Origin of the sequence: Pseudomonas sp. P9_2 (assembly GCF_034008255.1) — a bacterium.
Taxonomy (GTDB): Bacteria; Pseudomonadota; Gammaproteobacteria; order Pseudomonadales; family Pseudomonadaceae; genus Aquipseudomonas; species Aquipseudomonas synxantha_A.
Genome location: NZ_CP125376.1, coordinates 5,416,233 through 5,443,181, shown reverse-complemented (window position 1 = coordinate 5,443,181; position 26,949 = coordinate 5,416,233). Strand labels below are relative to the sequence as shown.

26 protein-coding genes are annotated in these 26,949 nt (G+C 60.6%); 9 read left to right on the top strand and 17 right to left on the bottom strand.

All coding sequences use genetic code 11. The annotated features are described in order from the left end of the window. Positions 1–25: 25 nt before the first annotated feature. The 3 genes from QMK52_RS23905 to QMK52_RS23895 are packed head-to-tail and all read left to right on the top strand — an operon-like array spanning position 26 to position 4,208. Complete coding sequence (locus QMK52_RS23905) at positions 26–2,623, top strand: fimbria/pilus outer membrane usher protein (RefSeq protein ID WP_194440461.1); 2,598 nt, start codon at positions 26–28, stop codon at positions 2,621–2,623. Beyond that, positions 2,620–3,744: a fimbrial protein gene (locus QMK52_RS23900; protein WP_194440462.1), complete on the top strand. Its 1,125-nt coding sequence runs from the start codon at positions 2,620–2,622 to the stop codon at positions 3,742–3,744. The genes QMK52_RS23905 and QMK52_RS23900 overlap by 4 nt, the downstream gene beginning before the upstream one ends. A gap of 11 nt (positions 3,745–3,755) precedes the next feature. Further along, entirely contained in the window at positions 3,756–4,208 is a 453-nt protein-coding gene (locus QMK52_RS23895; protein ID WP_179119818.1) for a response regulator, read from the top strand. On the opposite strand, the gene QMK52_RS23890 is transcribed toward QMK52_RS23895, so the two are convergent. Further along, positions 4,151–4,600, bottom strand: a complete 450-nt coding sequence (locus QMK52_RS23890; RefSeq protein WP_078821006.1) for an N-acetyltransferase — start codon at positions 4,598–4,600, stop codon at positions 4,151–4,153. The genes QMK52_RS23895 and QMK52_RS23890 overlap by 58 nt on opposite strands. Then, positions 4,597–5,046 carry a helix-turn-helix domain-containing protein gene (locus QMK52_RS23885; protein ID WP_078821007.1) on the bottom strand — a complete coding sequence of 150 codons (450 nt, stop codon included), beginning with the start codon at positions 5,044–5,046 and terminating at the stop codon, positions 4,597–4,599. The genes QMK52_RS23890 and QMK52_RS23885 overlap by 4 nt, the downstream gene beginning before the upstream one ends. 81 nt (positions 5,047–5,127) lie before the next feature. Here QMK52_RS23885 and QMK52_RS23880 point away from each other — a divergent pair, with 81 nt between their 5' ends. Further along, a complete protein-coding gene (locus QMK52_RS23880; protein WP_078821008.1) occupies positions 5,128–5,616 on the top strand; it encodes a DUF2938 domain-containing protein in 489 nt (162 codons plus the stop codon). Positions 5,617–5,622: 6 nt separating this feature from the next. Here the strand turns inward: QMK52_RS23880 and QMK52_RS23875 are convergent, their stop codons facing one another. Continuing rightward, a complete protein-coding gene (locus QMK52_RS23875; protein WP_320403533.1) occupies positions 5,623–6,075 on the bottom strand; it encodes a GNAT family N-acetyltransferase in 453 nt (150 codons plus the stop codon). A 305-nt stretch (positions 6,076–6,380) separates the two neighbouring features. On the opposite strand from QMK52_RS23875, the gene QMK52_RS23870 reads away from it, so the two are divergent. Continuing rightward, the gene (locus QMK52_RS23870) at positions 6,381–7,238 is read left to right on the top strand and encodes an SDR family oxidoreductase (RefSeq protein WP_194440463.1); all 858 of its coding nucleotides are present in this window, start codon (positions 6,381–6,383) and stop codon (positions 7,236–7,238) included. A gap of 679 nt (positions 7,239–7,917) precedes the next feature. Here QMK52_RS23870 and QMK52_RS23865 read toward each other — a convergent pair. From QMK52_RS23865 to QMK52_RS23850, 4 genes are all read right to left on the bottom strand, one after another. Further along, the gene (locus QMK52_RS23865) at positions 7,918–8,157 is read right to left on the bottom strand and encodes a hypothetical protein (protein ID WP_005787380.1); all 240 of its coding nucleotides are present in this window, start codon (positions 8,155–8,157) and stop codon (positions 7,918–7,920) included. Further along, positions 8,154–8,411: a DUF6555 family protein gene (locus QMK52_RS23860; protein WP_005787382.1), complete on the bottom strand. Its 258-nt coding sequence runs from the start codon at positions 8,409–8,411 to the stop codon at positions 8,154–8,156. Before QMK52_RS23860 ends, QMK52_RS23865 begins: the two co-directional genes overlap by 4 nt. 99 nt (positions 8,412–8,510) lie before the next feature. Beyond that, positions 8,511–8,792 (bottom strand): hypothetical protein, encoded by a 282-nt coding sequence (locus QMK52_RS23855; protein ID WP_005787384.1) that lies wholly within the window; start codon positions 8,790–8,792, stop codon positions 8,511–8,513. A gap of 153 nt (positions 8,793–8,945) precedes the next feature. Continuing rightward, positions 8,946–9,200 (bottom strand): hypothetical protein, encoded by a 255-nt coding sequence (locus QMK52_RS23850; protein WP_005787385.1) that lies wholly within the window; start codon positions 9,198–9,200, stop codon positions 8,946–8,948. Positions 9,201–9,384: 184 nt separating this feature from the next. Between QMK52_RS23850 and QMK52_RS23845 the strand changes: the two genes are divergently transcribed. After that, on the top strand, positions 9,385–9,534 hold the full coding sequence (locus QMK52_RS23845) for a hypothetical protein (protein ID WP_005787387.1): 150 nt from the start codon (positions 9,385–9,387) through the stop codon (positions 9,532–9,534). Between the two features lie 118 nt (positions 9,535–9,652). On the opposite strand, the gene QMK52_RS23840 is transcribed toward QMK52_RS23845, so the two are convergent. The 4 genes from QMK52_RS23840 to QMK52_RS23825 form a co-directional block, all read right to left on the bottom strand. Then, positions 9,653–10,993, bottom strand: a complete 1,341-nt coding sequence (locus QMK52_RS23840; RefSeq protein ID WP_005787389.1) for a c-type cytochrome — start codon at positions 10,991–10,993, stop codon at positions 9,653–9,655. A gap of 16 nt (positions 10,994–11,009) precedes the next feature. After that, positions 11,010–13,244, bottom strand: a complete 2,235-nt coding sequence (locus QMK52_RS23835; protein WP_005787391.1) for a xanthine dehydrogenase family protein molybdopterin-binding subunit — start codon at positions 13,242–13,244, stop codon at positions 11,010–11,012. Further along, positions 13,244–13,702 carry a (2Fe-2S)-binding protein gene (locus QMK52_RS23830; protein ID WP_005787393.1) on the bottom strand — a complete coding sequence of 153 codons (459 nt, stop codon included), beginning with the start codon at positions 13,700–13,702 and terminating at the stop codon, positions 13,244–13,246. Before QMK52_RS23830 ends, QMK52_RS23835 begins: the two co-directional genes overlap by 1 nt. A gap of 189 nt (positions 13,703–13,891) precedes the next feature. Then, positions 13,892–14,833, bottom strand: a complete 942-nt coding sequence (locus tag QMK52_RS23825) for a LysR family transcriptional regulator (protein ID WP_005787401.1) — start codon at positions 14,831–14,833, stop codon at positions 13,892–13,894. 109 nt (positions 14,834–14,942) lie between these two features. On the opposite strand from QMK52_RS23825, the gene QMK52_RS23820 reads away from it, so the two are divergent. Next, on the top strand, positions 14,943–16,442 hold the full coding sequence (locus QMK52_RS23820; protein ID WP_320403532.1) for a CoA-acylating methylmalonate-semialdehyde dehydrogenase: 1,500 nt from the start codon (positions 14,943–14,945) through the stop codon (positions 16,440–16,442). A gap of 245 nt (positions 16,443–16,687) precedes the next feature. Beyond that, a complete protein-coding gene (locus QMK52_RS23815) occupies positions 16,688–17,464 on the top strand; it encodes an ABC transporter substrate-binding protein (RefSeq protein WP_032876562.1) in 777 nt (258 codons plus the stop codon). A gap of 143 nt (positions 17,465–17,607) precedes the next feature. Here QMK52_RS23815 and QMK52_RS23810 read toward each other — a convergent pair whose 3' ends face one another. From QMK52_RS23810 to QMK52_RS23800, 3 genes are read right to left on the bottom strand one after another with little or no spacing between them, the layout of a single operon-like run. After that, on the bottom strand, positions 17,608–18,234 hold the full coding sequence (locus tag QMK52_RS23810) for a transcriptional regulator (protein WP_005787407.1): 627 nt from the start codon (positions 18,232–18,234) through the stop codon (positions 17,608–17,610). After that, positions 18,234–19,367, bottom strand: coding sequence for an NAD(P)/FAD-dependent oxidoreductase (locus tag QMK52_RS23805; RefSeq protein WP_005787409.1), 1,134 nt, complete (start codon positions 19,365–19,367; stop codon positions 18,234–18,236). The genes QMK52_RS23810 and QMK52_RS23805 overlap by 1 nt, the downstream gene beginning before the upstream one ends. Positions 19,368–19,380: 13 nt before the next feature. After that, the gene (locus QMK52_RS23800; RefSeq protein WP_320403531.1) at positions 19,381–20,328 is read right to left on the bottom strand and encodes an ornithine cyclodeaminase family protein; all 948 of its coding nucleotides are present in this window, start codon (positions 20,326–20,328) and stop codon (positions 19,381–19,383) included. 313 nt (positions 20,329–20,641) lie between these two features. Here QMK52_RS23800 and QMK52_RS23795 point away from each other — a divergent pair, with 313 nt between their 5' ends. Continuing rightward, positions 20,642–23,134 carry a hypothetical protein gene (locus QMK52_RS23795; protein ID WP_320403530.1) on the top strand — a complete coding sequence of 831 codons (2,493 nt, stop codon included), beginning with the start codon at positions 20,642–20,644 and terminating at the stop codon, positions 23,132–23,134. An 86-nt stretch (positions 23,135–23,220) separates the two neighbouring features. Here QMK52_RS23795 and QMK52_RS23790 read toward each other — a convergent pair whose 3' ends face one another. The 3 genes from QMK52_RS23790 to xylF are packed head-to-tail and all read right to left on the bottom strand — an operon-like array spanning position 23,221 to position 26,912. Further along, on the bottom strand, positions 23,221–24,357 hold the full coding sequence (locus QMK52_RS23790; RefSeq protein ID WP_005787421.1) for a sugar ABC transporter permease: 1,137 nt from the start codon (positions 24,355–24,357) through the stop codon (positions 23,221–23,223). Continuing rightward, positions 24,358–25,914 carry a D-xylose ABC transporter ATP-binding protein gene (gene xylG, locus QMK52_RS23785; protein ID WP_005787424.1) on the bottom strand — a complete coding sequence of 519 codons (1,557 nt, stop codon included), beginning with the start codon at positions 25,912–25,914 and terminating at the stop codon, positions 24,358–24,360. Then, on the bottom strand, positions 25,911–26,912 hold the full coding sequence (gene xylF, locus QMK52_RS23780; protein ID WP_005787426.1) for a D-xylose ABC transporter substrate-binding protein: 1,002 nt from the start codon (positions 26,910–26,912) through the stop codon (positions 25,911–25,913). The genes xylG and xylF overlap by 4 nt, the downstream gene beginning before the upstream one ends. Positions 26,913–26,949: the final 37 nt, after the last annotated feature.

Sequence of the window (26,949 nt, the reverse complement as noted above, 5' to 3'; positions counted from 1 at the left end):
TGACGTCTTTACCCGCGAGTCATTTATGCAGACCTCTTCCCGCTCCAGGCCGCCTCTGGGGGCGCAGCCTCGCTTCGCCCTGAATCCGCTCACCCGCTTGATACTCAAGGTACTGGCCGTCACGCCAGGCGCCTGGGGCGTACACGCCGCGATGGCGCAAGAGGTGCAGTTCAACGATGCATTCCTGCCGGAAGACTCACGCAATCTCGACCTCGGCAAATACCAGGCCGGTAACCCGGTGACCCCTGGGCAGTACCGTGCGGACGTTGTGCTCAACGGCCAGTTGAACAGTCGCCAGGACATACGTATCGAGGCCCAGCCTGACGGCAGCAAGCCGGTGGTGTGCATGGACCATGGTTTGCTTGAGCGCCAGGGCGTGAACATCGCCAAACTGTCGCCCGAAGCCAGCCAGGCGCTTGACGGTCCAGGTTGCACGGCATTGAGCAGTTTGATCCAGGGTGCCAGTGCGAACTTTTCCCCGGAGAACCAGGCGCTCGACCTCAGCATCCCCCAGGCGGCCTTGAAGCGAAATTCGCGGGGTTATGTCAGCCCTGAACTGTGGGACCGTGGCGTCACCGCAGGCCTGCTCAGTTACAACTTCAATGCCAATCGCAACCGCACCCGCAGTGGCAACAATGACTCGGCCTTCCTGGGGCTCAATGCCGGCCTCAACCTTGGCGATTGGCGCTTGCGTCACAATGCATCGGTAGGCTGGCAATCGCGCAACGGTAGCCAGTACCAGGCGTTGGACAGCTACGCCCAACGCGATATCACTGCGCTGAAAAGCCAGCTGACTGTGGGTGAGTCCAACACCAGCGGCGAGATCTTCGACACCTTGTCTTATCGCGGCGTGCAGTTGGCCAGTGATGACCGCATGTTGCCCGACTCCATGCGCGGGTATGCGCCGGTTATTCGTGGCATCGCCCGCACCAATGCGCGCGTCACCATTCGCCAGGCCGGCAACGTGCTGCTGGAAACCACGGTCGCCCCCGGCGCCTTCGTGATTGACGACCTGTACTCCACCGGCTACGGGGGCGATCTCAACGTGAGCGTGGCCGAGGCGGACGGTACCGAACAAAACTTTATCGTGCCCTATGCCTCGGTCAGTCAGTTGCTGCGTCCTGGCACGTCACGTTTCAGCGTTACCGCCGGTGAAACCCGCAACAACTTCGTTGACGAGCAGACGCGCCTGCTGCAAGGCACGCTGCAATATGGCCTGAACAACACCTTCACCGGGTTCGGCGGTGTGCAATCGAGCGATCACTACGCGGCTGTCCTCACAGGCTTGGCGTTCGGCACGCCGATCGGCGCCTTGGCGGTGGACGTGACACACGCCCAGACCGACCTGGCTGCCGGTCGGGCGAAGGGGCAGAGCATGCGCCTGTCCTACAGCAAGAACATTCTTAGCACCGGCAGTAACTTTTCGGTGGCGGCCTACCGTTTTTCCACCCGTGACTACCTGGATTTCAGCAATGCCGTGCAGCTGCTCGATGCCGAGAAAAACGGTTGGGACACCAGCCAGTTCGGCCGCCCGCGCAGCCGCTTGTCACTCACCGCCGACCAGAGCTTCGGGCCTTGGGGCCAGGTGTCGATCAGCGGCTATGCCCAGAACTACTGGAACCAGCAGGGCAGCGACGTGCAGTACCAGCTCAGCTACAGCAAGCAGTTCAACCGGGTGAGTTTCAGCGTGAATGCCAACCGCAGCCGCATGGGCCTGGGCGATATGGAAAACAGTTTTCTGCTGACCATGAGCATGCCGCTCGAATTTGGCGGCTCGGGCTATGGGCCGCAAGTCACCGCACAACTGGGCCGTGACACTCGCGGCAATTACAGCGAGCAGGCGGGTATCAGCGGCACTGCCGGCCAGGATCGCCAATATGGCTATGGCGCCACCTTCGGTCATGACGGCGCCAGCAACACCAAGAGTGCCGCCCTCAACGGCCAGTACACCGGCGCCCGCGCCATGCTCAGTGCCGCCCTGGGCCGAGGCGATGGCTATACCAGCGCATCGGTGGGCGCGAGCGGTACGGTAGTGGCCCATGGCGATGGTGTGACCATGACGCCTTACCGCGGCGAAACCATGGCCGTGGTCAGCGCGCCAGGCGCCGAGGGGGCGAAGGTCTCCGGCTACCCGGGCCTGAGGCTCGACGGCAGCGGCAACGCCGTGGTGCCGTACCTGCGCCCGTATGAGTTGAACGAGGTGGCGATCGACCCGATCGGCAGTTCCCTGGACGTTGAGTTGAGCGAAACCAGCCAGCAGACCGCGCCGCGTGCCGGTGCAGTCGTGCACCTCAAATACACCACCAACCAGGGCCGGGCGGTGTTGCTCAATGTGCGCCTGGACGACGGCAGCAGCCTGCCGTTCGGCGCGGGGGTGACCGACGGCGAGGGGGCCACCGTGGGCGTGGTCGGGCAGGGCGGGCAACTGTATGCGCGGATCAAACCCGAGACGCGCCGCTTGCTGGTCAATTGGGGCAGCCGGGCGCAGCAGCAGTGCGCCCTGACGATCCCGCCAGGCCCTGGCGATGGGCAACAGCTGCAACAAGTGGACGCCGTGTGTGCGGCCGGCAAACAGGTCGCTGACAGCGTGCAGCCCAACACCCAGCAAAAGGTAGCGTTATGAACATCGGTTCTTTTATCAAACTGGGGTTGCTGGGCATGGCCTTGTGGGCCTCGGCCGGCACGGCCATGGCGGTCACCTGTTCCTACATGGACGGTGTCCGGCCTGCCGTTGGCTCCATGCCGTTGCAGATCTCGGCGATCACCGTCGGGCGTGATGTGCCGGTGGGCACTGAGGTCTATCGTCAAAGATTCAATATGGCGACAGGCCAGGCGGTCAAGCTTGAGTGCCTTTTCGCGCCGTATCAACAGTGGACCGAACTCACGGTTGAATCCAGCTATGCCCTTGCCAATATGACCACTGGCACCTATGCCAATAAGGTCTACAGAACCAGCGTTCCCGGATTGGGCGTTGCTTTCAATAGCAACGGTGGCCTGCTGCCCAGGCAAAGCGCCAAGGCATGGACCACGTGTACGCCCGGGTGGCGATGCCTCGTGCCGTTTGACGGGCCTTCGAACTTTGAGCTGATCTTGATCAAGATTGGCGAGGTGACGCCGGGTGTGCTGGTGGGCAATACATTGCCGATTGTGAGTCTGTTCGGCAATTTCGGCGACGCCAGAATGAACGGCTTCAGGATGGGCATTTCCGGCAGCATCCAGATTGTTTCGCGAACCTGCAGTACACCGGATGTCTCGGTGCCCATGGGCACACACCTGGTCAATAAATTCACTGGCCTTAACAGCAGCACGGGCTGGACGGATTTTGCCATCGCCTTGAATGACTGCCCGGCGTTCAACGGCATGTTTTCCACTACCGGTCCCGGCTGGATTTCACAAAGCGGTAACTCACCCACCGGCACCGGCACCAGCGGGACCCGCGTCAACAACACACTGCAATACCGCATCGACCCGGCTCGGACGGCCATCAATGCAAGCAACGGCATTCTGAGCCTCGACCCGAGCACGGCCGGCAATGCGCCTGCCGCGACTGGCGTCGGCATTCAGGTCGCCACCAGCAACGGCGTTGCCCTGCCATTGGCGAGCAACCGAAATGCGGGCCTGTCCCTCAGGAGTACCGAAAGCAGTTATTCCATCCCGCTGCGCGCGCGCTACCTGCAAACCGGGGCCAAGGTTACGCCGGGGCCGGCGAATGCGTCGGCAACCTTCACGATCATTTATCAGTGAGTGGTGGGGACATGACCAATAAAGCGCTACGTATTCTGATTGCCGATGGGCAGCACTTCTACCGCTTGAAAATCGAGCGGGCGTTGAACCAGTTGGGCTATTACCGTATCGCGCCGATACACCGGCTGGATGAAGTCCTCAGTGCTGTGGAGTTCGGCGATACGCCGCTGGATGTGCTGATCATCAATGCCGCCCTGGCGCACAGCGTGAAATTCGATTTGCTCTGGTTCATCAGGGACAACCCACAGATTCGTCATGTATTGATCTATGGTCAGGGCGAACGCGCTTCGCCCGCGCTTGCGTGGTGCCATGTGCCCAACGTGCTGATCAGTGCGGCGCCGTTGCCTGATCCGGAGGCGCTGGCGGCGTTTATGGGAAAGGTCGAGTGCAATACGGGTTGGAGTAATCAGGGCAGTGGGTCAAATAATCCATCAGGCGCCCAGCCCATCACTGTTTCAAGGTGACCTGTGTGTTCGTCCCGTTGCTCTCTGAATACGGTAAAACCGTGCTTCTTGTAGAAGTGAAGGCTGGGAACATTCTGCGAATACACGCTCAGTTGAAGTGAGGTTCTGGCTGCCTGCGCGTCCTTGAGCAATTGTGTACCGATACCACTGCCCTGATGCTCAGGCGCGACAAACAGCGCCGCCAGGGTGTCTTCATATACGCAACTGAAGCCCAGCACTTTCCCGTCGGCTTCAAACACACGGGTCACGGCGCTGGGCAGGTAGACCTCGCGCATGGCGCCCAGTTGGTCATGCCAGAAGGGGGGGGCGATAAAGTGGTGGGCCAGGATGGACGCTTGCAGCCAAATATCCAGGACGGGTTCCAGGTCGGCAGGTTGAAAGTGGCGAATCATAGTGCCTCAGTGTTTGAGTGAGCAGGCCGAACCCTGGCGAGACCGGCGCTGCCGCGCTTGAAGGTTCCTGCTGCTGCGATGGTGAGTAGGCGGCGAAAAGTCGGGCATTGTGCGTGGTTGGGGGCAGGGCAGGCGGCCGCATGGCGCAAGCCCCGGCTCATCGCCTGCAGGTGTTTGACCGTGGCATCAATCTCGTCGGCCTTGGCCAGCAGCACCGCTCTATCCACATTGGCCTGGCCATTGGGTGACAGCATGGCGTGTATCTCGTCCAGCGACAGGCCACCCGCCCGCCCGAGGGCGATGACCGCCAACTGCTCAACGACCGCTGCTGCGAAATGACGGCGAGCACCGGGCGGGCTGGTCGATGTAATCAACCCCTTCTTTTCATAAAAACGCAGCGTATGGGCAGCAATGCCCGTGCGTTTGACGACCTCGGTGATATCCATAGACAGACCATTGACTTGAAGTTGACTTCAACTTCTATGATGCCTGCGCAGGTTGAATGGGTCCATGACTAAGAGGTAGGTATGACAGCGCTGGAAGGGGTTGCACAGGTGGTGTTGTTGGGGGCAGGGGCTACCGTGGTGATGGATATGTGGATGCTGCTGATGAAGGTGCTTGGCGTTCCGACCCTGAATTTTGCGTTCGTTGGGCGTTGGGTCGGCCATGCGTGCCGGGGGCGATTTGCGCATTCAAGCATTGGGCAAGCGCTTCCCGTTCGAGGTGAAGTAGCCCTGGGTTGGATCGCGCATTACGTCACCGGAGTGGTGTTCGCGTGGGTGCTGGTGTGGATTGAAGGCGATGCCTGGTTGCTGGCGCCGACCTTTGTACCTGCACTGGCGTGGGGTGTTGTGACAGTGGCCGTTCCGCTGTTTGTGATACAGCCGGCCATGGGGGCCGGGTTTGCATCGTCCAGGACGCCGACGCCAGGCAAGAACCGACTGCGCAGCCTGATCAATCATGGCGTGTTTGGTGTGGGCCTTTACCTGGCGGCGTGGGTGATCGCCTGGGCCTGATGCAGATCAGCGCAGGAATTTGACGTACACGCACTCGGGGTCGTCTTCGTCGAGGTTCTCGATCTGCCCGCTGGGTATGAATCCGGCCTTTGTCATCAATGCCTGGGACGCGCGATTGGAGGCGTTGGTGGAGGCGAACAACTTCGGCGTCTTGCAGGCCGCCTCGGCCGCCGCCAGCAGGCGCAGGGCCACACCCTGGCGCTGGCAGGTCGGTGATACCGCCACAAGGGCAATAAAGCCGTGATCGAAAAAGTCGTGGGTGAGCACCAGGTACCCGGCGCACGCGTGGTCGCTGACTGCCACCAGGCATTGCTGGTTAACCACGGCGTCGTGGATAAATACGCGGCGGTGGGCATGGGCAGCCGCGTAGGCGTCCAGTTCAACCAGGGCGTGTACGTCGTCGGGTTGGGCCTGGCGGATCAGCCACTCTGTGGCGGTGGGGGGGCGGTGTTCAGTCATGGGCGTTCTGGTTTTTTCTTCCACGTGGCGAGTGCCGGCTTCACGTTCATGTATGAGTCCCTAGCGCATAGGGATAGCACATTTTTATTACGCAACGGTAGGCGCGTGCTTGCTCGTGAAAAACTCTCAGGCGCCGTGTTCATTCAGAAAGTACGCGTCAGCGTTGACGATTTTCGCGAGCAAGCTCGCTTCTACAACAAAAAGGGAAATCTGTCGGCAACGGTTATCCGATTTTATGAAAATTGCTCTGAACTATCGCGCTCGGCACGCCCTCGCAACAGTATTCATACACAGGAGGGAATCCGATGAACCACTACCCAAAACCACCCTTCAATCCCCAGCAGCAGCCCGTTCCGGGCGACCAGCGCAAGATGGACCCGGTGCCGGATTGCGGTGAGCAAAGCTACAAAGGCTCGGGGCGCCTGGCCAACAAGATTGCGTTGATCACCGGCGCCGACAGCGGTATCGGGCGTGCGGTGGCGATTGCCTTTGCTCGCGAAGGCGCGGACGTCGCGGTGTCGTACCTGGACGAGCATGAGGACGCCAAGGAGACCGCTCGCTGGGTCGAAGCGGCAGGGCGCCAATGCCTGTTGCTGCCCGGCGACCTGGGCGATGCGGCGCAGTGTAGGGCGATCGTCAATGACACCGTCGAGAAGTTCGGTCGTATCGATGTGCTGGTCAATAACGCTGCGTTCCAGATGACCTATAAATCCCTGGAAGATATTCCCGACGAGGATTGGGTGAAAACCTTCAACGTCAATATCACGGCGATGTTTCGCATCTGCAAGGCAGCGCTGCCGCATATGGCGCAAGGCAGTTCGATCATCAACACCTCGTCGGTCAATTCCGATATGCCCAACCCGACTCTGTTGCCCTATGCGGCCACCAAGGGTGCCATTGCCAACTTCACCGCCGGCCTTGCGCAGATGCTGGGCGAGCGTGGAATTCGGGTGAACAGCGTAGCGCCGGGGCCGATCTGGACGCCGTTGATCGTGTCGACCATGCCCGAGGAGTCGGTGAAGGATTTCGGTGGCAACACGCCACTGGGCCGCCCAGGCCAACCGGTGGAAGTGGCGCCCATCTATGTGTTGCTGGCGTCGGATGAAGGCAGTTACATCTCTGGCGAACGCTATGGCGTGACGGGGGGCAAGCCGATTCTTTGAATCGGCACATCCCCCTGATTCAAGCAGCGTTAAAATGTGAAAGGGGGCTTGCCCCCGATAGCCATGGGTATCTACACAACTTTTGTAGCCACTGCCGACGCTAACCACGATGCGAAGCGAGCCGCTCTTGATCTTGCTCTTGATCTGCTTTTGATCTGAGGCGCCCCGTTAAACCACGCTGGCCGGAATTCGACAGGGATTTGGGGGGTAAACCGGCAGGGATGCCGGTTTAGCCGCCCCGCGCCATGGATGGCGCGTGGCGGCGGCCCCCCAAATCCATGGCGGATTACGGGCACACCGAGCCTAAGCGAGGTGCCGAGTGGTGGGGCAAGAGCGTTTGGTTACTTTGCGCTTTTCAAAGTGACCCGCTGTAAAAGCGGAACCAATAGCAGCCGTTACCTAAATAACGGATATGTACTCGGTCTGATCCAACATCCTGGTCAACTGTCAGGTCGCCATCGGGGGCAAGCCCCCTCCCACAGGTCCGGCGTCACACCAAAGGTGTGTAGACACCCATGCCCCCGATAGCGACAAACCAGTCCACGCTTTGTTGACTGACACGCCCCGGACGGGGCGTGTCTTTTTTGTAGGAGCGAGCTTGCTCGCGAAAGACTCACAAGCGCCACGTCCCTTCAGGTTTACGCATTATCGTTGACGTTTTTCGCGAGCAAGCTCGCTCCTACGTTCTCATCGCCCGCCGTATACGCATCCACTCTCGATAAGCCGCAGTCCGCTGCGCATCCGCAAGCTTCTTCGCCTCCGTGAAGCGCGCCCAGGTCGTTGCATCGCCGCTGTAGTGTTCGATGATGTTATACGCCTGCGCATCCAGTCGATCCGCTTCGAAAAACATCTGGGTGTTCTGCGCAATCTCCTCATCCCACCTTTGACTGATTGTGTAATCCAGCACCTGACTGTTCATTGTGTGACACCCTCCGCCCACTGAATTTCTTCTGCCCCGCACCAGCGCACATCGGTAATGCCGTATTTTTCCGCCATCGGCTTGGACACGCGCTTGAGGTTGTTTTGACCGAACCTGGGAATGACCGCCACGCCGGCATCGCAACTGGCCCAATGCCATGCTTCAGCATTGTTCATGCGTGCCGTACGCACGATAAAGGACCTCGGCTCGCCGTGAAGTTGATACTTGATGGTAAATAGCTCGTTGGTTTTCATGAGGCCTCCCTATGCTCATGAACTACAGATAATTGACGTCAAAAAAAATTCAAAGAACTTGTCGGGCAATTCGATGGGGGGCTGGCAGCGCTGTGGAAGTCAGTCATCCACGGTAAATTTTACCCACCCAGCTCCGTCAGCTGGCCGCTCTATTTCAGCGATTACACCGCCGAAAGAGGTGCCGTCTGGCAAGTTCACCATGACGAAATTGGGATGGCCGGGCCACTCCAGTGGAGTGTCAAAGTCCAGGCGAACCAGGGTTGGTTTACCACTCCCTGTCAGATTTACGTCAACGTGTTCGTTGAGGCGTTCATCTGCTTGGGTTCCGAGGTGACGCGAAGCCGTGATGATGCTGGCGGGGCCTTGATAATCGTAAGACATGTTGCAATACCTCATGCGAAGGGCGGCGGATGCAGCCGTGTTCCTGTGAGGCAAGCGCTGGTCAGTGATTGTTCAATCCAGATGACTCGGCATCAACGACAACGCCGTGATAGGTGCACCTTCGTGCATGGCAAGCCTCGTTGTGTTTTGCGTTTACTCCACGGAGGAGAGGCGCGACGATTGTCGCGAAACCACCATGTCTTCCAGGATTTCCCGAACGAGCCGATTGATCCCTGGCTCGCCGTGATACTGGGCACGGTTGATGTTGGCGATGGTGAACTGGTTGGCATCGGGCGCGAGCACCGTCACCGACAGGCTGTTATCCGGATTGATCGTGCAGGAGACACGGCAGTTGCACAGCCGCCTCGCAAGCGCGCGCTGGATTTGCGCTTTGGTCAATGTGTCCATGGGGTCACCGGATAGCAGGCTTTAACGGATCAAGGGTAGCTCAAATTAGTTGTGCGCAAATGCTAGCGAGTTGATGGCAAGCCACTCGTCAGTCGCTGAGGCTGCGCGTTGAACATATGGGCGGTTGCGCCAGCCTGATACAGCATAGGCTGATGCATCACCCAAACATCGCTAGGGGAATCTCATGAAGAAGTTATATATGTGCCTGGGCTTGTGCAGTGTGTTCATGCTGCACGGTTGTTTTGACAGTTCCGATAACACCACCAAAGACAACACCAGCGGCAGCAAGTCTTCGGTGCAGATGCAGGAAGGCAAGGCGGACGAAAGCAAGTAGAGGTCCCCGGGCCAAATGTGAGAGGGGGCCTGCTGCCGATATAGGTGTGTCAGTCAATATAACTGTGACTGAGCCACCGCCATCGGGAGCAAGCCCCCTCCCACAGTTCATGCATCACTCAGCGCATATGCAGGATGATCGGGCTGCTGCTCGCCGGGTCTGTATGCCCGCGCAATTTGCTCACCGCTTTTGCATCGACCGCGCCACCGTTGTTGCCCCAGGTGCCACGCACGTAGCTCAGCACGTCGGCGATTTCCTGATCGGACAGCTGCTCACGAAACGCCGGCATCCGGTAGGCGTCCGGCATTCCGGCCGCCACCACGCGCTGCGAGCCGTTGAGGGTGATGTTGATCGCCGAGGCGCTTTCCTTGGCCAGTGCCGACGTGGCGCCGGCCAGGGGCGGCATCCATTCGGGCTGGCCTTTGCCGTCGAGGCCGTGGCAGGAGGCGCAGCGGGTCGCGTAAGTGTGGGCGCCGGGCACATCCTGGCTCGCTGTCACCGCCTGATACTGCCAGGGGCTGCCATCACGCTGCGGGTCACCGGGCAGTGATTTGAGATAGCGGGCGATAGCAGCCAAGTCCTCGTCCTGCATGAACTGCGTGGAGTTGTTGAAGGCTTCGGTCATCGAGCCGTAGACCACAGCATGGGCATTGCGCCCAGTCTTGAGGAACTGCACGATCTGCGCTTCGCTCCAGCGGCCCAGGCCGGTGTTGGGGTCCTGGCGCAGGCTGGGTGCGTACCAGCCATCAAGCAGCGCTCCGGAGAGGAACGGCGCGCCGGATTCGTCCAGGGCTTTCTCGTTGAAGGCCAGGCCACGCGGTGTGTGGCAACTGCCGCAGTGGCCGGGGCCCTGGACAATGTAGGCGCCACGGTTCCACAGAGCGTCCTGGTCGGGCTTGGCGGCGTAAGTGGCAATGGGCGCAAACACGCCATTCCACAGGGCGATGGGCCAGCGCAGGTTGAGCGGCCAGGGAATATCGCTGGGGATGTTCGGCTGGTTGGCCGGTTGCACGCCCTTCATGAAAAACGCATACAGCGCCTTCACATCGTCGTCGCTGAGCTTGACGTAAGACGGGTAGGGCATGGCCGGGTACAGCCGACGGCCGCCCGGTGCGACACCCTGGCGTACGGCGCGATCAAAGTCGGCCAGGCTGTAGGTGCCGATGCCATGCTCGCGGTCGGGGGTGATGTTGGTGGCGTGGATCGCCCCCAGAGGCGTGGCCATTTCCAGGCCACCGGCGAAAGGCTGCTTGCCGGCCAGGCTGTGGCAAGCCACGCAGTCACTCACCCGCGCGACGTATTCGCCGCGACTGACCAAGGCAGGGTCGAAACTGGTGGCCTGTTGCTGTTCAAACGGCGAGGCGGGCTCGCGGGTGACGTACCAGGCCAGCAGGCCTGCGGCGACCAGGCAGGGCAGCGCCAGCCAGCCTGCGGTTCTTGCGAATCGGCGGTTGTTCATGGGCGTTCCCTGTGGGTTAACTGAAGGTGTGGCGGCTCAACGGCAAGCTGCGGATGCGCTGGCCGGTCAACTGTGCCACCGCATTGACCACCGCCGGTGCCACGGCGGGCAATGGCGGTTCACCGATGCCTCCCATCTTTTCGCCGCTCTCGACGATCTTCACGTGCACCTGCGCCATACGTGAGGGCGGCAGGATCGGATACAGGTCGTAGTTACGCGCCCGTGGCATACCGTCCACGTACACCGCTTCCTCCAGCAACGTTTGCGAGAGCCCCAAGGCTACCGCGCCGCTGACCTGGGCTTGAATGATCGCCGGGTTGACGATGCTGCCCGGGTCGATGGCCTCCCAGATATGGTGGACCTTGACCTGGCCGTTCTCTATCGACACTTCGGCGACTACCGCCGCGTGAGAGCCAAAGGGCGAAGCCATGGCCACCCCGCGTGCACGGCGTGTGCCGTCTTCGGCGGTGTAGGGGCCACGCTTCCAGCCACCGGACAGCTCACCCACCGCTTGCAGCAAGGTGGTCAGCCGCGGGTTGTCGCGCAGCAGGTGCAGGCGCAACTCATACGGGTCGTGGCCGCCCTTGTCCGCCAGCTCATCCAGGAATGATTCGTAGAAAAAATCGTTAAGGGAATTACCCACTGAACGCCAGTAGCCGAGCATGGGCGCGCCCTTGACGTAGATCTGCGCGATGCGCTTGTTGGGGATTGCATAACTCTTGCCCGACAGGCCTTCCAGGGCGGTGGGGTCGATCTGCTCGCCCTGTTTGCCACTGAGGGCTTCGGTAGGGCCTTCGGTGGCACTCACCGCTTCGATGGCTACCGGCAGGCCCTTGTCGTCCAGCGCGGCACGAAACTTCACCACGGCGAGCGGGCGCAACACATCGCGCAGGAACTCTTCTTCACGGCTCCAGATCAGCTTGATCGGGCGGCCGACCGCCTTGGCCAGCGCGATAGCCTGCGGGTACGGATTAGCCGAGTCATACAGGAAATGCCGACCAAAAAAGCCCCCCAGCAGCGGGGAGTGCAGGGTGATTTGCTCGGTGGCGAGGCCGGTGCGCTTGGCAATGTCGGCGCGGAACATGTCCGGCGCCTGGTTGGGCAGCCACACCTCAAGCGTGCCGTCGGGGTTGAAGCGCGCCAAGGCTGAAGGCGGCTCCAGCTGGGCATGGTTGAGGTATTGGTTATGGTAGGTGGCTTCGACCCGAGTCTTGGCGCCAGCCAGGGCGCCGGCCACATCGCCCTGGTTTTCGTCATCGCGGGCCGGGCCCTGTTGGGCGGCGAGGAAGTCGCGGTATTTGTCGCTGGAAAAATCCGCCGGCATCGCCCGTACGGCCGAGTCGGCAGCGGCTTCCTGCCATTCAACCTGGATGGCCTCCACCGCACGCTTGGCGTGCCACCAGCGTTCGGCCACCACCGCCACGGCGCCTGGCAAGGTATGAACCGAATGCACCCCCGGCATGGCCTCGACCTGGGCCTGGTTACGCAGGCTGCCCACGCTCATGCCCAGGCGCGGCGCGTGCTGGACGGCGGCGTGGAGCATGTTGTCGAGTTTAAGGTCGATGGTGTAAAGCGCCTTGCCGGTGGATTTGTCATAGGCATCCAGGCGTTTGACCGGCTTGCCGATCCAACGGAACTGGCTAGGGTCGCGCAGGGTGATGGTAGCGGGGTCGGGCACCGGCATATCGAGGGCACGACCGGCCAGTTCACCGTAGCCCACGGAGCGGCCGGACGCGGCGTGTACCACGCGGCCAGGCTGGGTGGTCAGCTCGCTGAGCGGCACGCGCAGTTGCTCGGCGCCGGCCTGCATCAGCATGGCGCGGGCGAGGGCGCCGAGGCGGCGCATGGTCGGGTAGCTCATGCGCACCGACATGCTGCCGCCGGTGATGCGCAGGCCGTTTTCCATTACCACGTAGGCTTCACCCGGCGGGGCCGCTTCGACGATAAAAGTGGCGGGGTCGGCATCCAACTCTTCGCCGATGATCTGTGCCATGGCGGTATGGGTGCCCTGGCCGCCTTCCATGAAGGGGCTGAGCAGGCGCACGCTACCGTCCGGACGAATTTCCAGGAACGCCGGCACTTGGGTGCCGCGTTCAGCAGCGCCGGTGGCGGCCTGCACCCGCGACGAGCCCAGGGGCAAGCCAAAGCCGATGACCAGCGCACCTACGGCGGTACTGGCGAGAAAGCGCCGACGCGACAGGTTGATCGGCTCGTCCAATTTAACGCCGGGCAGAATCTCGGACATATTCATCAGGCGGTCTCCTTCCCGGCGGCCAAGCCATCCATGGCAGCATGGATGGCGTTGTAAGTGCCGCAGCGGCACAGGTTGACCATTGCCGCATCGATCTGCGCTTGCGACGGAGCGGGGGTGTGCTTGAGCAGCGCGGTGGCCGCCATCACCTGCCCGGACTGGCAGTAGCCGCACTGCGCCACCTGATGCTCGACCCAGGCCGAGACCACGCGTTTGCCTACTTCATCGGCCTCGATGGCTTCGATGGTGGTGATCTCGAGACCGACCACCCCGGCTACCGGCGTCACGCACGAGCGCACCACATTGCCGTCCACCAGCACCGAACAGGCGCCGCACTGGGCCAGGCCGCAGCCGTACTTGGTGCCGGTCAGGCCCAGGTTGTCGCGGATCACCCACAACAACGGCGTGTCTGCCTCGGCCTCGACTTGATAGGCCTTTTGGTTAATACGTAATTCCATGGCTGGCTCACCTGCTGATCATCGGTTGGTGCTGCAAAATTCTTATAGGAACGGTGCGACTGTACGTCGCCCATCGTCGAACTCTAGACCACCGCGCAACAGCTATCTATGCAATCGACTTCAAGTTCAGAGGATCAGGCAAGAATTCAACAGGATTGGGTCACTGTCCTCTGTAGGAGCGAGCCTTCATCAGCCGCCAGTGAATTGAAACCCGCCCGACAGTTTTTCCTTCAAATACCCCACCAGCACCGTCACGGACCTGGGCACATGGGGCGAGTAGGGCCGAATCAGATAAATTTCATCGGCAAACGCGCCCTTGAGCGTCCAGCCCTTCAACACCTGTACTAACTTGCCGCTGGCCAGGGCAGCATGCGCGCTGAAGTCCGGCAGCAAGGCGACGCCCAGGTGATTGAGCGCCGCGTCGCGCAAGGCCTCGCTGTTGTTGGTGGAAAAGCTGCCGGCGATGGGCACGGTGGTGCGCTCGATATTTTTGCTGCCGCGCTCGAAGGTCCAGGCCGGCTGGTCGCTGCCCCGTGGGTAGTAAAGGCAGTTGTGGGCGCCCAGGTCTGCCGGGGTTCGCGGTTCACCGTGGCGTTGCAGGTAGTCCTGGGTAGCCACCAGCACTGAGGTGGTATCGCACAGCTTCCACGCCACATGCGTCTCCGGCACCTGGAAACCGTGGCGCACCGCCAGGTCGTAGCCTTCGGCCGCCAGTGAGCTCAAGGCGTCGGACACGTCTAGCTGGATGCGCACTTGCGGGTACTGCTGCAAAAAGCCGGAAAGGTGCGGCACCAGTTGTTGCCGGGCAAACGCCACGGGGGCGGTCAGGCGCACCAGGCCGCGAATTTCGCCGGCGGAGTCGCGCACCGACGAGAAGCTGCGGGCAATCTGCGCATAGGCACTGCGCACTTCGCGGGTCAAAGACAACCCGGCTTCGGTCAATCGCACGCTGCGGGTGGTGCGGGTCACCAGGCGCGTACCGGTGGCTTTCTCCAGATCGGAGATGCGCTGGCTGACCGCCGATTTGCTCACCCCCAACCGTGCCGCAGCGGCGGTGTAGGTGCCTTGTTCTTCCAGCACCGACAGCCAGTGGATATGGGTCCACAGCCCTTCGATCTCAGCCTTTTCCATGAGTGTATTGTTCGCATAAAAGGACAATAAGTTCTGGATTCTGCTCTGGTTTGGAACAAATCGAAAGCCTATCGTGTGTCCCAACGCTACCCACCTGGGATCCATTGCCATGACCACGACCATCGAGCACTACATCAACGACCAGCGAGTGAGCCGCGATGATCGCTATCAGGACGTCTATAACCCGGCCACCGGTGACGTCACCGCGCGCGTGGCCCTGGCCAGCCGCCAGACCGTAGGCGAAGCCGTCGCTGCCGCCCAGGCTGCATTCGCCGGCTGGGCCGACACCCCGCCGATCCGCCGCGCCCGCGTGTTGTTTGAATACCTGCACCTGCTGCGTGAGCGCAAGGATGACTTGGCGCGCATCATTGTCGCCGAGCACGGCAAGGTCTTCAGCGACGCCCAGGGCGAAGTCGACCGTGGCATCGACATTCTCGAATTTGCCTGCGGCATTCCCAACCTGCTCAAGGGCGAGCATTCCGACCAGGTCTCCCGTGGCATGGACAACTGGACCATGCGCCAGCCGCTGGGCGTGGTGGCCGGCGTGACGCCATTCAACTTCCCGGTGATGGTGCCGATGTGGATGTACCCGATCGCCATCGCGGCGGGCAACACCTTCATCCTCAAGCCAAGCCCCACCGACCCGAGCGCTTCGTTGTTCATGGCCGAGCTGCTGCGTGAAGCGGGCTTGCCCAAAGGCGTGTTCAACGTGGTGCAGGGCGACAAGGAATCGGTGGATGCGCTGATCGAACACCCGGACGTCAAGGCCGTGAGCTTTGTCGGTTCTACGCCGATTGCCCAGTACATCTATGAGAGCGGCGCCCGCAACGGCAAGCGCGTACAAGGCCTGGGCGGGGCGAAAAACCACATGGTGGTGATGCCCGACGCCGATATCGAGCGCACCGTCGATGCACTGATGGGCGCTGCCTACGGTAGCGCCGGCGAGCGCTGCATGGCCATTTCGGTGGCGGTGCTGGTGGGGGATGTGGGGGATAAGGTCATCGCTGCCTTGAGCGAGCGCGCCAAGACGCTGCGCATTACCGACGGCCGCGACTTGAAAGCCGAGATGGGCCCGATCGTTTCGCGGGCCGCCCTGGAGCGCATCAGCGGCTATATCGAGCAGGGCGTACAGGCCGGCGCGCAATTGTTGCTCGACGGTCGTGACTACGTGCCAACCGAACCCGGCCTGGAAAACGGCTTCTGGCTTGGCGCCACGCTGTTCGACCACGTGACCCAAGACATGAGCATCTACCGCGAAGAAATCTTCGGCCCGGTGCTGGCCTGCGTGCGCGTCAACGATTTCGCCGAAGCGGTGAAGCTGGTCAACGACCACGAGTTTGGCAACGGCGTCAGTTGCTTCACCCGCGACGGCAACATCGCCCGCGAATTCGCCCGGCGCATTGAAGTGGGCATGGTTGGCATCAACGTGCCGATCCCTGTACCGATGGCCTGGCATGGTTTTGGCGGCTGGAAGAAGAGCCTGTTTGGCGACATGCATGCCTACGGCACTGAGGGGGTGCGTTTCTACACCAAGCAGAAGTCGATCATGCAGCGTTGGTCGGAGAGTATTGAACAGGGTGCGGAGTTTGCGATGCCGGTGTCGAAGTAAGGTCTCACGAGCACTGTAAGTCCAAGTGTGGGAGGGGGCTTGCTCCCGATAGCAGAGTGTCAGTCAGTCTCTATGTGACTGAAACACCGCTATCGGGAGCAAGCCCCCTCCCACATTTCGTACGCGTTTGTTCTGAATTGACGCGATGAGCATAAAAGTCCAGTATGGAATTATAAGTACAAAAAAGCTGCTGTCCGTTTTTCTTCACTCTTGCCAAACCAACAACAACCCGCGAGAACCCGATCATGAAGAAACGCCACCTTATTCCCGCCCTGGCCCTGAGCCTGTTCGCTGCCAGCCACCTGCTGGCTGCCGAGAAAACCCTGCGCATCGGCATCGAGGCCGCTTATCCACCGTTTGCGTCCAAGACCGGCGACGGCAAGATCGTCGGTTTCGACTACGACATCGGCAACGCCCTGTGCGCGCAAATGAAGGTCAAATGCGTGTGGGTTGAAGGTGAGTTCGACGGTCTCATCCCGTCCCTCAAGGTCAAGAAAATCGACCTGGCGCTGTCGTCCATGACCATTAACGAGGACCGCAAGAAGTCGGTGGATTTCACCCACAAATACTACTTCACCTCCTCACGCCTGGTGATGAAGGACGGCGCGGTGGTGGATGACCAGTACGCCAGCCTCAAGGGCAAGAACGTCGGCGTACAGCGCGCCACCACCACCGACCGTTATGCCACCGAGGTGTTCGAACCCAAGGGCATCAACGTCAAGCGCTACAGCAATAACGAAGAAATCTACATGGACCTGGCCGCAGGGCGCCTGGACGCGATTTTTGCCGACACCATCCCCTTGAGTGACTTCCTCTCGATGCCACGCGGCCAGGGTTACGCGTTTGTGGGGCCGGAACTCAAGGATCCGAAATACGTCGGTGAGGGCGCGGGGATTGCGGTGCGCAAGGGCAATGGCGAGTTGGTCAGCGAATTGAATGCGGCCATCGACGGCATTCGTGCCAGTGGCGAGTACCAGAAGATTTCACAGCAATACTTCAAGGCCGATATTTACGGCGACTGATCCAGGGAAATACGCGGTCAATGTGGGAGCTGTCGAGCTCCAGCGAGGCTGCGAAAGCGGTGGGTCAGGCGTGCCGGCCCCTTCGCAGCCTCGCTGGGGCTCGACAGCTCCCACAGGGGGGCGGCGCTGTCTTCAGAAAGGGCTCAACCCTTGAGTTCCTTCAAATGCTTGTAGACCGTCGCCCGCCCCATGCCCAGTACGTTGGCGACATAGTTGGACGCGCTCTTGCCCTTGAACGCGCCTTCGGCGTGTAACGCCAACACCAGTTCACGTTTGTGGTCGCGGGTCAGCAGGTTCAGGCTCAACTGACGCTCACGCAGCCAGCCATGCAGAAAGGTGTTGATGCGCTCCTGCCAATCATCACGAAACAGCGCGTCCGGCTGGGCGATCAGCTTGCTCGGCGACAGGAACAGATCCAGCGCGGCCTTGGCGTTTTCCAGCAGTGAGATATTCAGGTTGATGCACAGCACGGCCAGCCGGCGACCGTTGTGGTCGTGCAGCACGGTGCTCAGGCTGCGGATTTTCTGGCCGTCCCAGTTGAGCTTTTCATAAGGCCCGATATTCACTTCGCTGACGTCACCGTCGAGCATGTCCTCCAGCGACGAGTCGTCACCCAGGCTGCGTTTGGACAGATTGTTGGCGATGTAGTCGACGGTTTGCGTGCGCAGGTCGTGCAGCACCACCTCCGCATGGGGAAAGAATAGCGTGGCGATCGCGTCGGCAATCGCACGAAAGTTCTGCATGACGTTGTCGTGTTCAGCGGTGTTCATCAAAGGGGCTCCAGGCGGACGGGGGAGAGCATACCAGCGTCCAGCCCGAACTGTACGAGGTGCTCGGGCAGCGGCTCGCCGCGCACCAGTGCAGCGCTGGCCTGGCCCATGGCCGGTGAGGTCTGGATGCCATAACCGCCCTGTGCCGCCACCCAGAACAGCCCCGGCACCTGTGGGTCAAAACCGCTGAGCAAATCCCCATCGGCCACAAAACTGCGCAGGCCGGCCCAGGTGCGCGTCGGGCGGCGGATGGTCAGGGTGGTGGCTTCCTCGATCTGGTAGATGCCCATGGCGATATCCAGCTCTTCGGGTTGCACGTCCTGGGCCTGGACCGGGTCGGCGTTGGCCGGCGAGCCGAGGAACATGCCCGCGTCGGGCTTCATGTAGAAGGCTTCGTCAAGGGCCACCAGCATCGGCCAGTCATGGGCATCGACGCCGTCCGGGCCGGCGAAGATAAATGCGGAGCGACGTTTGGGTTGCAAACCGATGGAGGCCGCGCCTGCCAGGCCGCCGATATGGTCGGCCCAGGCGCCGGCAGCATTGATGATGACCGGCGCGGTGAAGGTCGCATCTTGGGTACGCACGTGCCACAGGCCATCGGCGAAGCGGCTCAAGCCCAGCACATGGCTGTCGGTGCGTACTTGGCCATTGTTGCGACGGATGCCGCGCAGGTAACCCTGGTGCAGGGCGTCGGTATCGATGTCGCACGCCGTTGGGTCATAGATTGCGCCGTGGACTTTTTCCCGGCGCAGGATCGGCAAGCGTTTACAGGCCTCGTCGGCGCTCAAGCGTTGCACCTGTGCCACGGTGGCTTTGGCGCTCAGGTATTGACTGTCGAGTTCGGCCGGGTCACCGGTGAAATCGACGGTCATTTCGCCCCGCGCAGTGAGCAGTGGGTGTTCACAGAAACCTGCTGGCGGCTGGTCGAAAAACGCCCGGCTGGCGAGGGTCAGCGCGCGCACTTGCGGGGTGCCGTACGCAGCGGTGTAGAGCGCCGCCGAGCGCCCCGTGGAATGATAGGCCGGATGGTTTTCGCGCTCCAGCACCAGCACCTTGGCGTGCTGCGACAACCAGAAGCCGGTGGACGCGCCGGCAATGCCGCCGCCGATAATGATGAAGTCTGCCTGGTGCATGTGAATCTCCTGATTAGCGCTGGCGTTGGTACAGGGCATTGGCCAATGCAATATCTTCCAGGCCCAGGCCGATGGAGCGGAAAAACACATGGCGCTGAGGGTCCGGGCGCTGCGCCATGTCGCTGAGCAGCTCGGGCAGGTCGCCGAGCACTGCACGTTTATCCCAGCCGTGCTGTTCGCTGGCAATCAGCATTTCGCCCGCCGCATCCGGAGTGGTCTGGCGATAATCGCAGTACACCTGCATCTGTTCGAGGCACACGGGAGGCACTTCGTGGGCACGCGGTGCGTTGGTGCTGATGGAGGTGATCAGCGCGGGCTTGCTCAGGCGCATCGGGTCGATCACAGGGCCTGCCGAGGAGGTGCAGAGCAGAATCACATCGGCGTCTTGCAGCGCGGCATCGCAGCTGGCGGCGAGGCTCAGGCGCGGGTCCAGCGCGTTGAGTTGCGCGCGCGTTTCGGCGCTGGCACTGCCAAGGCTTGGGGAATACAGACGGATGTGCTGCCAGTCACGCAGGTTTTGCACATAGCGCAGGTGTGCCTGGGCGACCTTGCCGCTGCCGATAATCGCCAGGCGCTGCGCCGACAGCGGCGCCAGCGCATCGACTGCCAATGCGGTGGTGGCGGCCGTGCGTGCGGTGGTCAATTCAGCGGCATCGCACAACAGCAGCGGCTGGCCGCTGTGCATCGACATCAGCAGGGTCCACGCCGTCACCAGCGGGCCCTGTTCACGCACGATGTAGGGCGAGGTCTTGACGCCATACACGCCATCTTCTGCCAGCACTCCGAGGTAATTGATGAAATCTCCGGCGCCTTGGGGAAACTCCACGAACTGCTGCGCCGGCTGCACTGCCTGCCCGGCGGCGAGCTCGCGAAACAGCTTGCGCAGGATAGCGGGCACGTCGATTTGAGCCAGCAAGGTACGGGCCTGTGCCTGATCGATGATGAGGGGGGTATTGGACATGGATGCCTCTGAATAAACTTATTTGTCCATTATGGACAATTAGTTTGTATGCGCAATAACCCAAGGAAAAAATCAGGCCAATGTGGGGCTTGCCCCCGATTGCTCAGCAGGCACAAGGCGGCAAGGATTGTTTAGGAAACGTAACAAGTGCAGTGCCTGTTGAAGGAACCTATTCGCGTATAGGCGCGACTCACCTGACGGCCGGTGTAAGCGCGAGGAACGATCCGCGTATGTCAGTGCCACCAGCGCAGGACGCCCCATACCAGACAGTCAGGTGGGGTAATCGCAATTGTCTGAAAAAGGTACCTCATCAATGTTCTTGAATGATCTTTCTTCACAGAGCCCCGATTGCTATTTGCCCGGTGATCCCTCGTATTCAGAGATGACAAGCGCACTGGAATTGCCCAGCAACAATACAGCTGATCCTCTCAGCGAAACATCGAGCATTCTGGCACGACCTCTGTCCCAAGAGGCGCTTTACACTGCGATCATCCATGGACCTTTCACGGGCTCCTTGCGTAATACCCTGGAAGAACAGCTGCCGTGTATCGATGCTTATGCCCTCCGGGTTACCGCGCTGATCGATAGCGTAGAACGGGGTAACGAAGGTGAGCGCAATATCCGGTTCCAACAGACTCGTCAGTTCCTGGAACCTGCAGGTTACTTTAGCGCCGGATTGTTGGCCGCAGGGTACGACCCCCATGAAAAAATCAGCGTGACATTCAACACTTACGTAGGGAAATGGACGCCGCAGGTAAAAACCAACACGGACACACGCACCTACTTTGCATGGGAAATAGCAGCCGGCGCGCTAAAGCACGACCGGACATCGGAAGGTGGCCTGGTCAATTTCCGAACAACCCAAATCGAGCCACAAGACCGCAGCAGGGTCAGTGATCTGGAGGCGTTGGGAGCGCGACTCCAGCGCCATTGGGAAGCTGAGGTAGCCAAGCCAATGAGCGATGAATCAGGGCCACTGGCCGAGCGCTCGGGCAAAGCGGATGTCTATGTGCTGCGCGGCACCTTGCAAAGCCTGTTAAACGATAAGACTGGCTTCGAACAGTTAAGCGTTGAAACACAAGAGGCGATCTATCGAACGTTATATTGGAACGGCCAAGTCATTATTCCCAATCTCTATGGTTACCCATTGGCAGGCTATGCCTTTATTCCTGACTTGCCCTTTGATGGGAATGTCGAGCATCGACCCAATAAGGGGTTGATGATTGATTTGAAGAGCGGCAAGGCCAGTGAAATATCGGGCGATAGAGCCTTTTCCGAGTGGGCCAAAGAAAATCGCGATGACATCGTTAGTCGATTCAACGCCAGCGACAGGCAAGGCGGTATAGACGCGCATTGGCCCAAAGCTGGAGAGGTGCTTGATCATTACATTGCGGGCAATCTTGCTACCTATCCGGGGCGTCAAAATATAGTCAAAGACATGGCTGTGCCGGTGTGGGAAACATTTAATTATACGAAGTCGCGAGGCAGTGATTATTTTTTGAAGTACGGCAGCCTCCGTTCCGGTATTGCCTCAACGTACCAAGGGTTAAATGCCAATAATGCGGTGTGGAAGGACCAGACACAGGTATTTGGCGCCTCGCAGCAACGATGGAAGGCAGTAAAAGAAGCGTGGAGCAGTACCTTTGGTTATGCACCCGTCGTTGGCAATCTGGGCCAGATCGTTTTCGGGGCGCACGACTCCATTTATGGCATGACGGCTAACGATCGCGTGGGCGGCAATGCCGCAGCGGCCATTTCAGCTTTGCAGCTGGCGCACGATCTGGTGCCAGCCGGGGCAGAGGCGCAGGAGCCGCCGCTCATACCGTTTAACGCCAGCGCCAATGATCGTTACCAATGGCACCCTACAGCGCAGCCCGACGAAGTTGAACTGGCGCGAATATCCAATGCGCCGGCCACTACGCCGTCCACACCAGCGCCAACCTTTGCGGGAATGCGCGAGGTGGAGTTCAGGGGCAAGAAGTATTTTGTTGCTGACAAACCCGATGTGGCAGATGGTGAACATTACAAGCTGCAAGTACCCGACCCGCAAGACCCCTCGAAATTGGCATATAGCGGTATTGCCGCCAAGCCGGATGAGGCGGGAGTGTGGGCAAAAATGGGCGTCCCGGGTGGCGGGCTGAAAGAATATTTTTCCCGTAAATACAGACAGGCACGGGAAACGTTGGGCGCCGTTGCTCAACAACATGCCGACATGGCACTCCCCGTCAAGGAACACGAGGTCGAGCAGTTTACAAAGACGCTGGTGACACTCATGGGCGAGAGTAATGCAGGTGAGTTCGAATGGATTGAAACCTACACTCACGCGGATTCCGACTTTGTCAACGGACCACTGAGAGCGGGTAAGACCACGCCTGAGCTTGAAGCGTTTCTCGGCGAGTTCAATCAATTGAACCCTTATGAAGGCAAAGCTTATCGCTCAGCTTTTGTTACGGATGAAGGCGCGAAAAGGCTTAAAGATGGTGTTGGGAAAGTGTTCCAGGACCCAGGGGTCCAATCTGCTTCGGCAACGGTGCGTAATTCTGCCGAATGGGAGGGGTGGGCCAAAGGCGCGGCAAAGCAGCGAACCCGTGCCACTCAGCAGGTGGTGTATGTTTTTGATGAGTCTGTGCCGAAAATGAATATGTCGACAGACTTTTTGAAGGACCATGTTGCCATAGGTGCTGGAGAATTTTTGCAGGTGCTGGCTTTCAAAGAGCAGGGCCAGAAGTTGTTTGTGTACCTCGCTTCGCCGTCCAAAATGCCGGAGCATGTTTACAATCTATTTGATGGGAAGATCATTTACTGATTGCCTGAGCCCCTCAGTCGGCTGGATGGCGGCATGACTATGTGCGCCACGCCACCGGTTTGCCATGGTACTGAGGGACTGGCGAATCAGCGCCGTCCTGCCCGCGTACTCACATCCACCCACACCGCGAGCACCAGAATGCTGCCCTTGACGATCATCTGCCAGTAACTGTCCACGTCGAGCATCGACATGCCGTTATCCAGGCTGGTAATCACCAAGGCTCCAAGCAATGCCCCATACACCGTGCCCGAGCCACCGCGCATCGAGGTGCCGCCAATAAAACACGCGGCGATGGCGTCGAGTTCCCCCATATTGCCCGCCGACGGGGAGCCGGCGGCGAGGCGGGCGGTGTTGACCAGGCCGGCGAGGGCGCACATCACGCCCATGATGCCGAAGATCCACAGTTTCACCGCTTGCACATTGATGCCCGACAGGCGCGTGGCTTCCATATTGCTACCCACCGCATAGACGCGGCGGCCGAACACGGTCTGGCGAGTGACGTAGCTGAACACGCCGAGCAGCACCAGTAACAACAGCACCGGTACCGGAATGCCGTCGTAGCGGTTGAGCGTGGTGACGAACCCGGCCAGCACCGCCCCGATCAGCACCACGCGCAACCCGTCACGCATCAGTGAGTGCGCGGCCAAGCCATGCAGTGCGCGGTTGCGCCGTTGTTTCCAGGTGAGGAACACCGTCAAGGCAAACAGCAACACCCCGAGCCCGATGCCGGCGGTGTGGGGCAAATACCCCTGGCCCACATACACCAGCGACGGCGACACCGGTGCAATGGTGGTGCCGCCGGTAATCCCCAGCAAAATCCCGCGAAACGCCAGCATCCCACCCAGGCCGACGATAAACGAGGGGATGCGCAGATAGGCGGTCATGTAACCGTTGGCCAGGCCGATTATCAACCCGCACAGCGCCACCAGGCTGAGGTTGGCCAGCAGCGGTACGTGATAGACCACGTCCAGAATCGCCGCCAGCCCGCCCAACAGTCCGAGCAACGAACCCACCGACAAATCGATCTCGCCGCTGATAATCACCAGCACCATACCGCACGCCAATATGCCGGTGATCGACATCTGCCGCAGCAGGTTGGACAAGTTACGCGGCGTGACAAAGCCGCCCTCGGTCTGCCAACTGAAAAACAGCCAGATGAACGCCACGGCGATCACCAGGGCGAGCATTTTGTAGCGGGTGAAAAGCTGTTTGACCTGATTCATCTACGCGGTCTTCCGATTATTAGGGTGTTGGCTGAGCGCAGCGGCGAGCACCTGTTCCTGGGTAAGCCCCTCGTTGATGAAGTCACCGCGCAGTTGGCCGTCGCCGATTACCAGCACGCGGTTGGACACGCCGAGCACTTCGGCCAGCTCCGAGGAAACCATGATGATCGACACACCTTCGGCCGCCAGCGCGCCCATCAGTTTGTAGATCTCATACTTGGCGCCCACATCTACCCCGCGTGTGGGTTCGTCGAGGATCAGCACCTTGGGCTTGGCCATCAGCATTTTCGCGAGCACGGCCTTTTGCTGATTGCCGCCGGACAGGCTGGTGATCGGCAGCAACGGGCTGGCGGTCTTGAGGTGCATACGTGCGATTTGCTGGTCGATGCTGCCCAGTTCGGCCTCAGCGTCGATGCGGCTCAGGTGCGCATAGGTGTCGAGCACAGCCAGGGTGATGTTATGGCCGACGCCCAGGTCGGGAATGATGCCTTGGCGCTTGCGGTCTTCGGGCACCATGCACAACCCGGCGCGGATCGATTTGAGCGGCGTGCGCGTATCGACGATTTGGCCGTCCAGCCACACCTGCGCGCTGTAGCGGCCGGGGTAGGCGCCGAACAGTGCCGACACCAGTTCGGTGCGCCCGGCGCCCACAAGCCCTGCAATGCCGAGGATTTCGCCGCGCTTGAGCACAAACGAAATATCGTCGACGCGCTTGCGCTTGGGGTTGTCGACGTCGTAGCAGGTGACGTTGCGCGCTTCAAAAATCACCTCGCCCACTGCATGGGGCTCGGAGGGGTAGAGGTTGCTCATCTCGCGGCCGACCATTTGGGTGATGATCTGTGCGATGTCCATGTCCGCCATGGCGGTGGTCGCGATGTGCTTGCCGTCGCGGATCACTGCGATGGTGTCGCACACCGCAGCCACTTCATCGAGCTTGTGCGAGATATACACGCAGGCCACGCCCTTGGCCTTGAGGCCCTGGATGATGTCCAGCAGCACTTCGATTTCCGAGCGGGTCAGGGCTGAGGACGGCTCGTCAAGGATCAACAGGCGCGCTTGCTTGTTGAGAGCCTTGGCGATTTCCACCAGTTGCTGGTAGCCGCCGCCGTACTGCGACACTGGCAGCGCCACGTTCATGTCCGGCACCTTGAGTTCGCGCATCAAGACTTCGGCCCGTTGCAGCATCGCCGGGTAGTTCATGCGCCCGCCGGGCAGGGTCAGTTCGTGGCCCATGAAGATGTTTTCGGCCACCGACAGGTCGGGCACCAGGGTCAGTTCCTGGTGAATGATGACGATGCCGGCGGCCTCGGTTTCGCGAATGGACTGGGCCTTGAGCGGCTGCCCGTCCCAGAGGATTTCGCCCTCCCAGGTGCCGTAGGGGTAGACCGCCGACAGCACCTTCATCAAGGTGGATTTACCGGCACCGTTCTCACCGCACAGCCCGACGCACTCTCCCGGGCGTACCTTGATATCGATGCCATTGAGGGCGTTGACACCGCCAAAGCTTTTGACGATGCCGTTCATTTGCAGCAGGTAGTCGGCGGCCATGGCGGTCATTGCCCGCCGATCTGCTCTTTGGTGTAGAACCCATCCTTCTCCAGCACGTCGATATTGGCTTTGGTCAACGGCGTTGGGGTGAGCAGGATGGTGTCGACTTTCTTGCTGCCGTTGTCGTACTGCGAGCTGTAGGTCGGCTTTTCGCTGCGCGCCAGTTGCACCGAGAGCTTGGCGGCTTCGGTGGCGATCAGCTTGAGCGGCTTGTAGACGGTCATGGTCTGGGTGCCGTCGATCACGCGCTTGATTGCCGCAAGGTCAGCGTCCTGGCCGGAGATCGGCACCTTGCCCGCCAGCTTCTGTGCGGCCAGGGCCTGGATCGCGCCGCCGGCGGTGGCGTCGTTGGAGGCAACGATGGCATCGATCTTGTTGTCATTACGGGTCAGGGCGTTTTCGACAATGCTCAAGGCTTCGGTAGGGTTCCACTCCTTGACCCACTGCTGGCCGACAATCTTGATGTCGCCCTTGTCGATAGCTGGTTGCAGCACCTTCATCTGGCCTTCGCGCAGCACCTTGGCGTTGTTGTCCGTCGGTGCGCCGCCGAGCAGGAAGTAATTGCCCGTGGGCGCCGCTTGCAGCACGCCGTTGGCCTGCATCTCACCGACCTTTTCGTTATCAAACGAGATGTACGCGTCGATGTCTGCGTTGAGGATCAGGCGGTCATAAGACACCACTTTGATCCCGGCCTTCTTGGCTTCGGCTACGGCGTTGGTCAGCACCGTGGCGTTGAACGGCACGATCACGATCACATCGACGCCACGGGAGATCAGGTTTTCGATTTGCGAGATTTGCTTTTGCTCGTTGGCATCAGCGGACTGCACGAAGACCTTGGCATCAAGTTTTTCTGCGGCGGCGACGAAGTAATCGCGGTCGCGGGACCAGCGCTCCAGGCGCAAGTCATCGATGGAAAAACCGATTTTAGGATGGGCCGGATCGGCCATCACCGGCAAGGCGAGCAGGGCCAGGGCAGTGGCGAGCAGGGTGCGTTTGAATGACTTCATGGTGGTGCGTCCTTTTATTGTTGTTGGAAAGACACTA

Coding starts and splice junctions, on each gene's coding strand:
- xylF (WP_005787426.1), bottom strand. CDS start 26,912: ATGAAGTCATTCAAACGCACCCTGCTCGCCACTGCCCTGGCCCTGCTC.
- QMK52_RS23890 (WP_078821006.1), bottom strand. CDS start 4,600: ATGATTCGCCACTTTCAACCTGCCGACCTGGAACCCGTCCTGGATATT.
- QMK52_RS23895 (WP_179119818.1), top strand. CDS start 3,756: ATGACCAATAAAGCGCTACGTATTCTGATTGCCGATGGGCAGCACTTC.
- QMK52_RS23805 (WP_005787409.1), bottom strand. CDS start 19,367: ATGCACCAGGCAGACTTCATCATTATCGGCGGCGGCATTGCCGGCGCG.
- QMK52_RS23795 (WP_320403530.1), top strand. CDS start 20,642: ATGTTCTTGAATGATCTTTCTTCACAGAGCCCCGATTGCTATTTGCCC.
- QMK52_RS23865 (WP_005787380.1), bottom strand. CDS start 8,157: ATGAACAGTCAGGTGCTGGATTACACAATCAGTCAAAGGTGGGATGAG.
- QMK52_RS23820 (WP_320403532.1), top strand. CDS start 14,943: ATGACCACGACCATCGAGCACTACATCAACGACCAGCGAGTGAGCCGC.
- QMK52_RS23840 (WP_005787389.1), bottom strand. CDS start 10,993: ATGAACAACCGCCGATTCGCAAGAACCGCAGGCTGGCTGGCGCTGCCC.
- QMK52_RS23875 (WP_320403533.1), bottom strand. CDS start 6,075: ATGACTGAACACCGCCCCCCCACCGCCACAGAGTGGCTGATCCGCCAG.
- QMK52_RS23815 (WP_032876562.1), top strand. CDS start 16,688: ATGAAGAAACGCCACCTTATTCCCGCCCTGGCCCTGAGCCTGTTCGCT.
- QMK52_RS23850 (WP_005787385.1), bottom strand. CDS start 9,200: ATGGACACATTGACCAAAGCGCAAATCCAGCGCGCGCTTGCGAGGCGG.
- QMK52_RS23855 (WP_005787384.1), bottom strand. CDS start 8,792: ATGTCTTACGATTATCAAGGCCCCGCCAGCATCATCACGGCTTCGCGT.
- QMK52_RS23810 (WP_005787407.1), bottom strand. CDS start 18,234: ATGAACACCGCTGAACACGACAACGTCATGCAGAACTTTCGTGCGATT.
- QMK52_RS23860 (WP_005787382.1), bottom strand. CDS start 8,411: ATGAAAACCAACGAGCTATTTACCATCAAGTATCAACTTCACGGCGAG.
- QMK52_RS23905 (WP_194440461.1), top strand. CDS start 26: ATGCAGACCTCTTCCCGCTCCAGGCCGCCTCTGGGGGCGCAGCCTCGC.
- QMK52_RS23790 (WP_005787421.1), bottom strand. CDS start 24,357: ATGAATCAGGTCAAACAGCTTTTCACCCGCTACAAAATGCTCGCCCTG.
- xylG (WP_005787424.1), bottom strand. CDS start 25,914: ATGACCGCCATGGCCGCCGACTACCTGCTGCAAATGAACGGCATCGTC.
- QMK52_RS23885 (WP_078821007.1), bottom strand. CDS start 5,046: ATGGATATCACCGAGGTCGTCAAACGCACGGGCATTGCTGCCCATACG.
- QMK52_RS23835 (WP_005787391.1), bottom strand. CDS start 13,244: ATGAATATGTCCGAGATTCTGCCCGGCGTTAAATTGGACGAGCCGATC.
- QMK52_RS23880 (WP_078821008.1), top strand. CDS start 5,128: ATGACAGCGCTGGAAGGGGTTGCACAGGTGGTGTTGTTGGGGGCAGGG.
- QMK52_RS23800 (WP_320403531.1), bottom strand. CDS start 20,328: ATGTCCAATACCCCCCTCATCATCGATCAGGCACAGGCCCGTACCTTG.
- QMK52_RS23825 (WP_005787401.1), bottom strand. CDS start 14,833: ATGGAAAAGGCTGAGATCGAAGGGCTGTGGACCCATATCCACTGGCTG.
- QMK52_RS23830 (WP_005787393.1), bottom strand. CDS start 13,702: ATGGAATTACGTATTAACCAAAAGGCCTATCAAGTCGAGGCCGAGGCA.
- QMK52_RS23900 (WP_194440462.1), top strand. CDS start 2,620: ATGAACATCGGTTCTTTTATCAAACTGGGGTTGCTGGGCATGGCCTTG.
- QMK52_RS23845 (WP_005787387.1), top strand. CDS start 9,385: ATGAAGAAGTTATATATGTGCCTGGGCTTGTGCAGTGTGTTCATGCTG.
- QMK52_RS23870 (WP_194440463.1), top strand. CDS start 6,381: ATGAACCACTACCCAAAACCACCCTTCAATCCCCAGCAGCAGCCCGTT.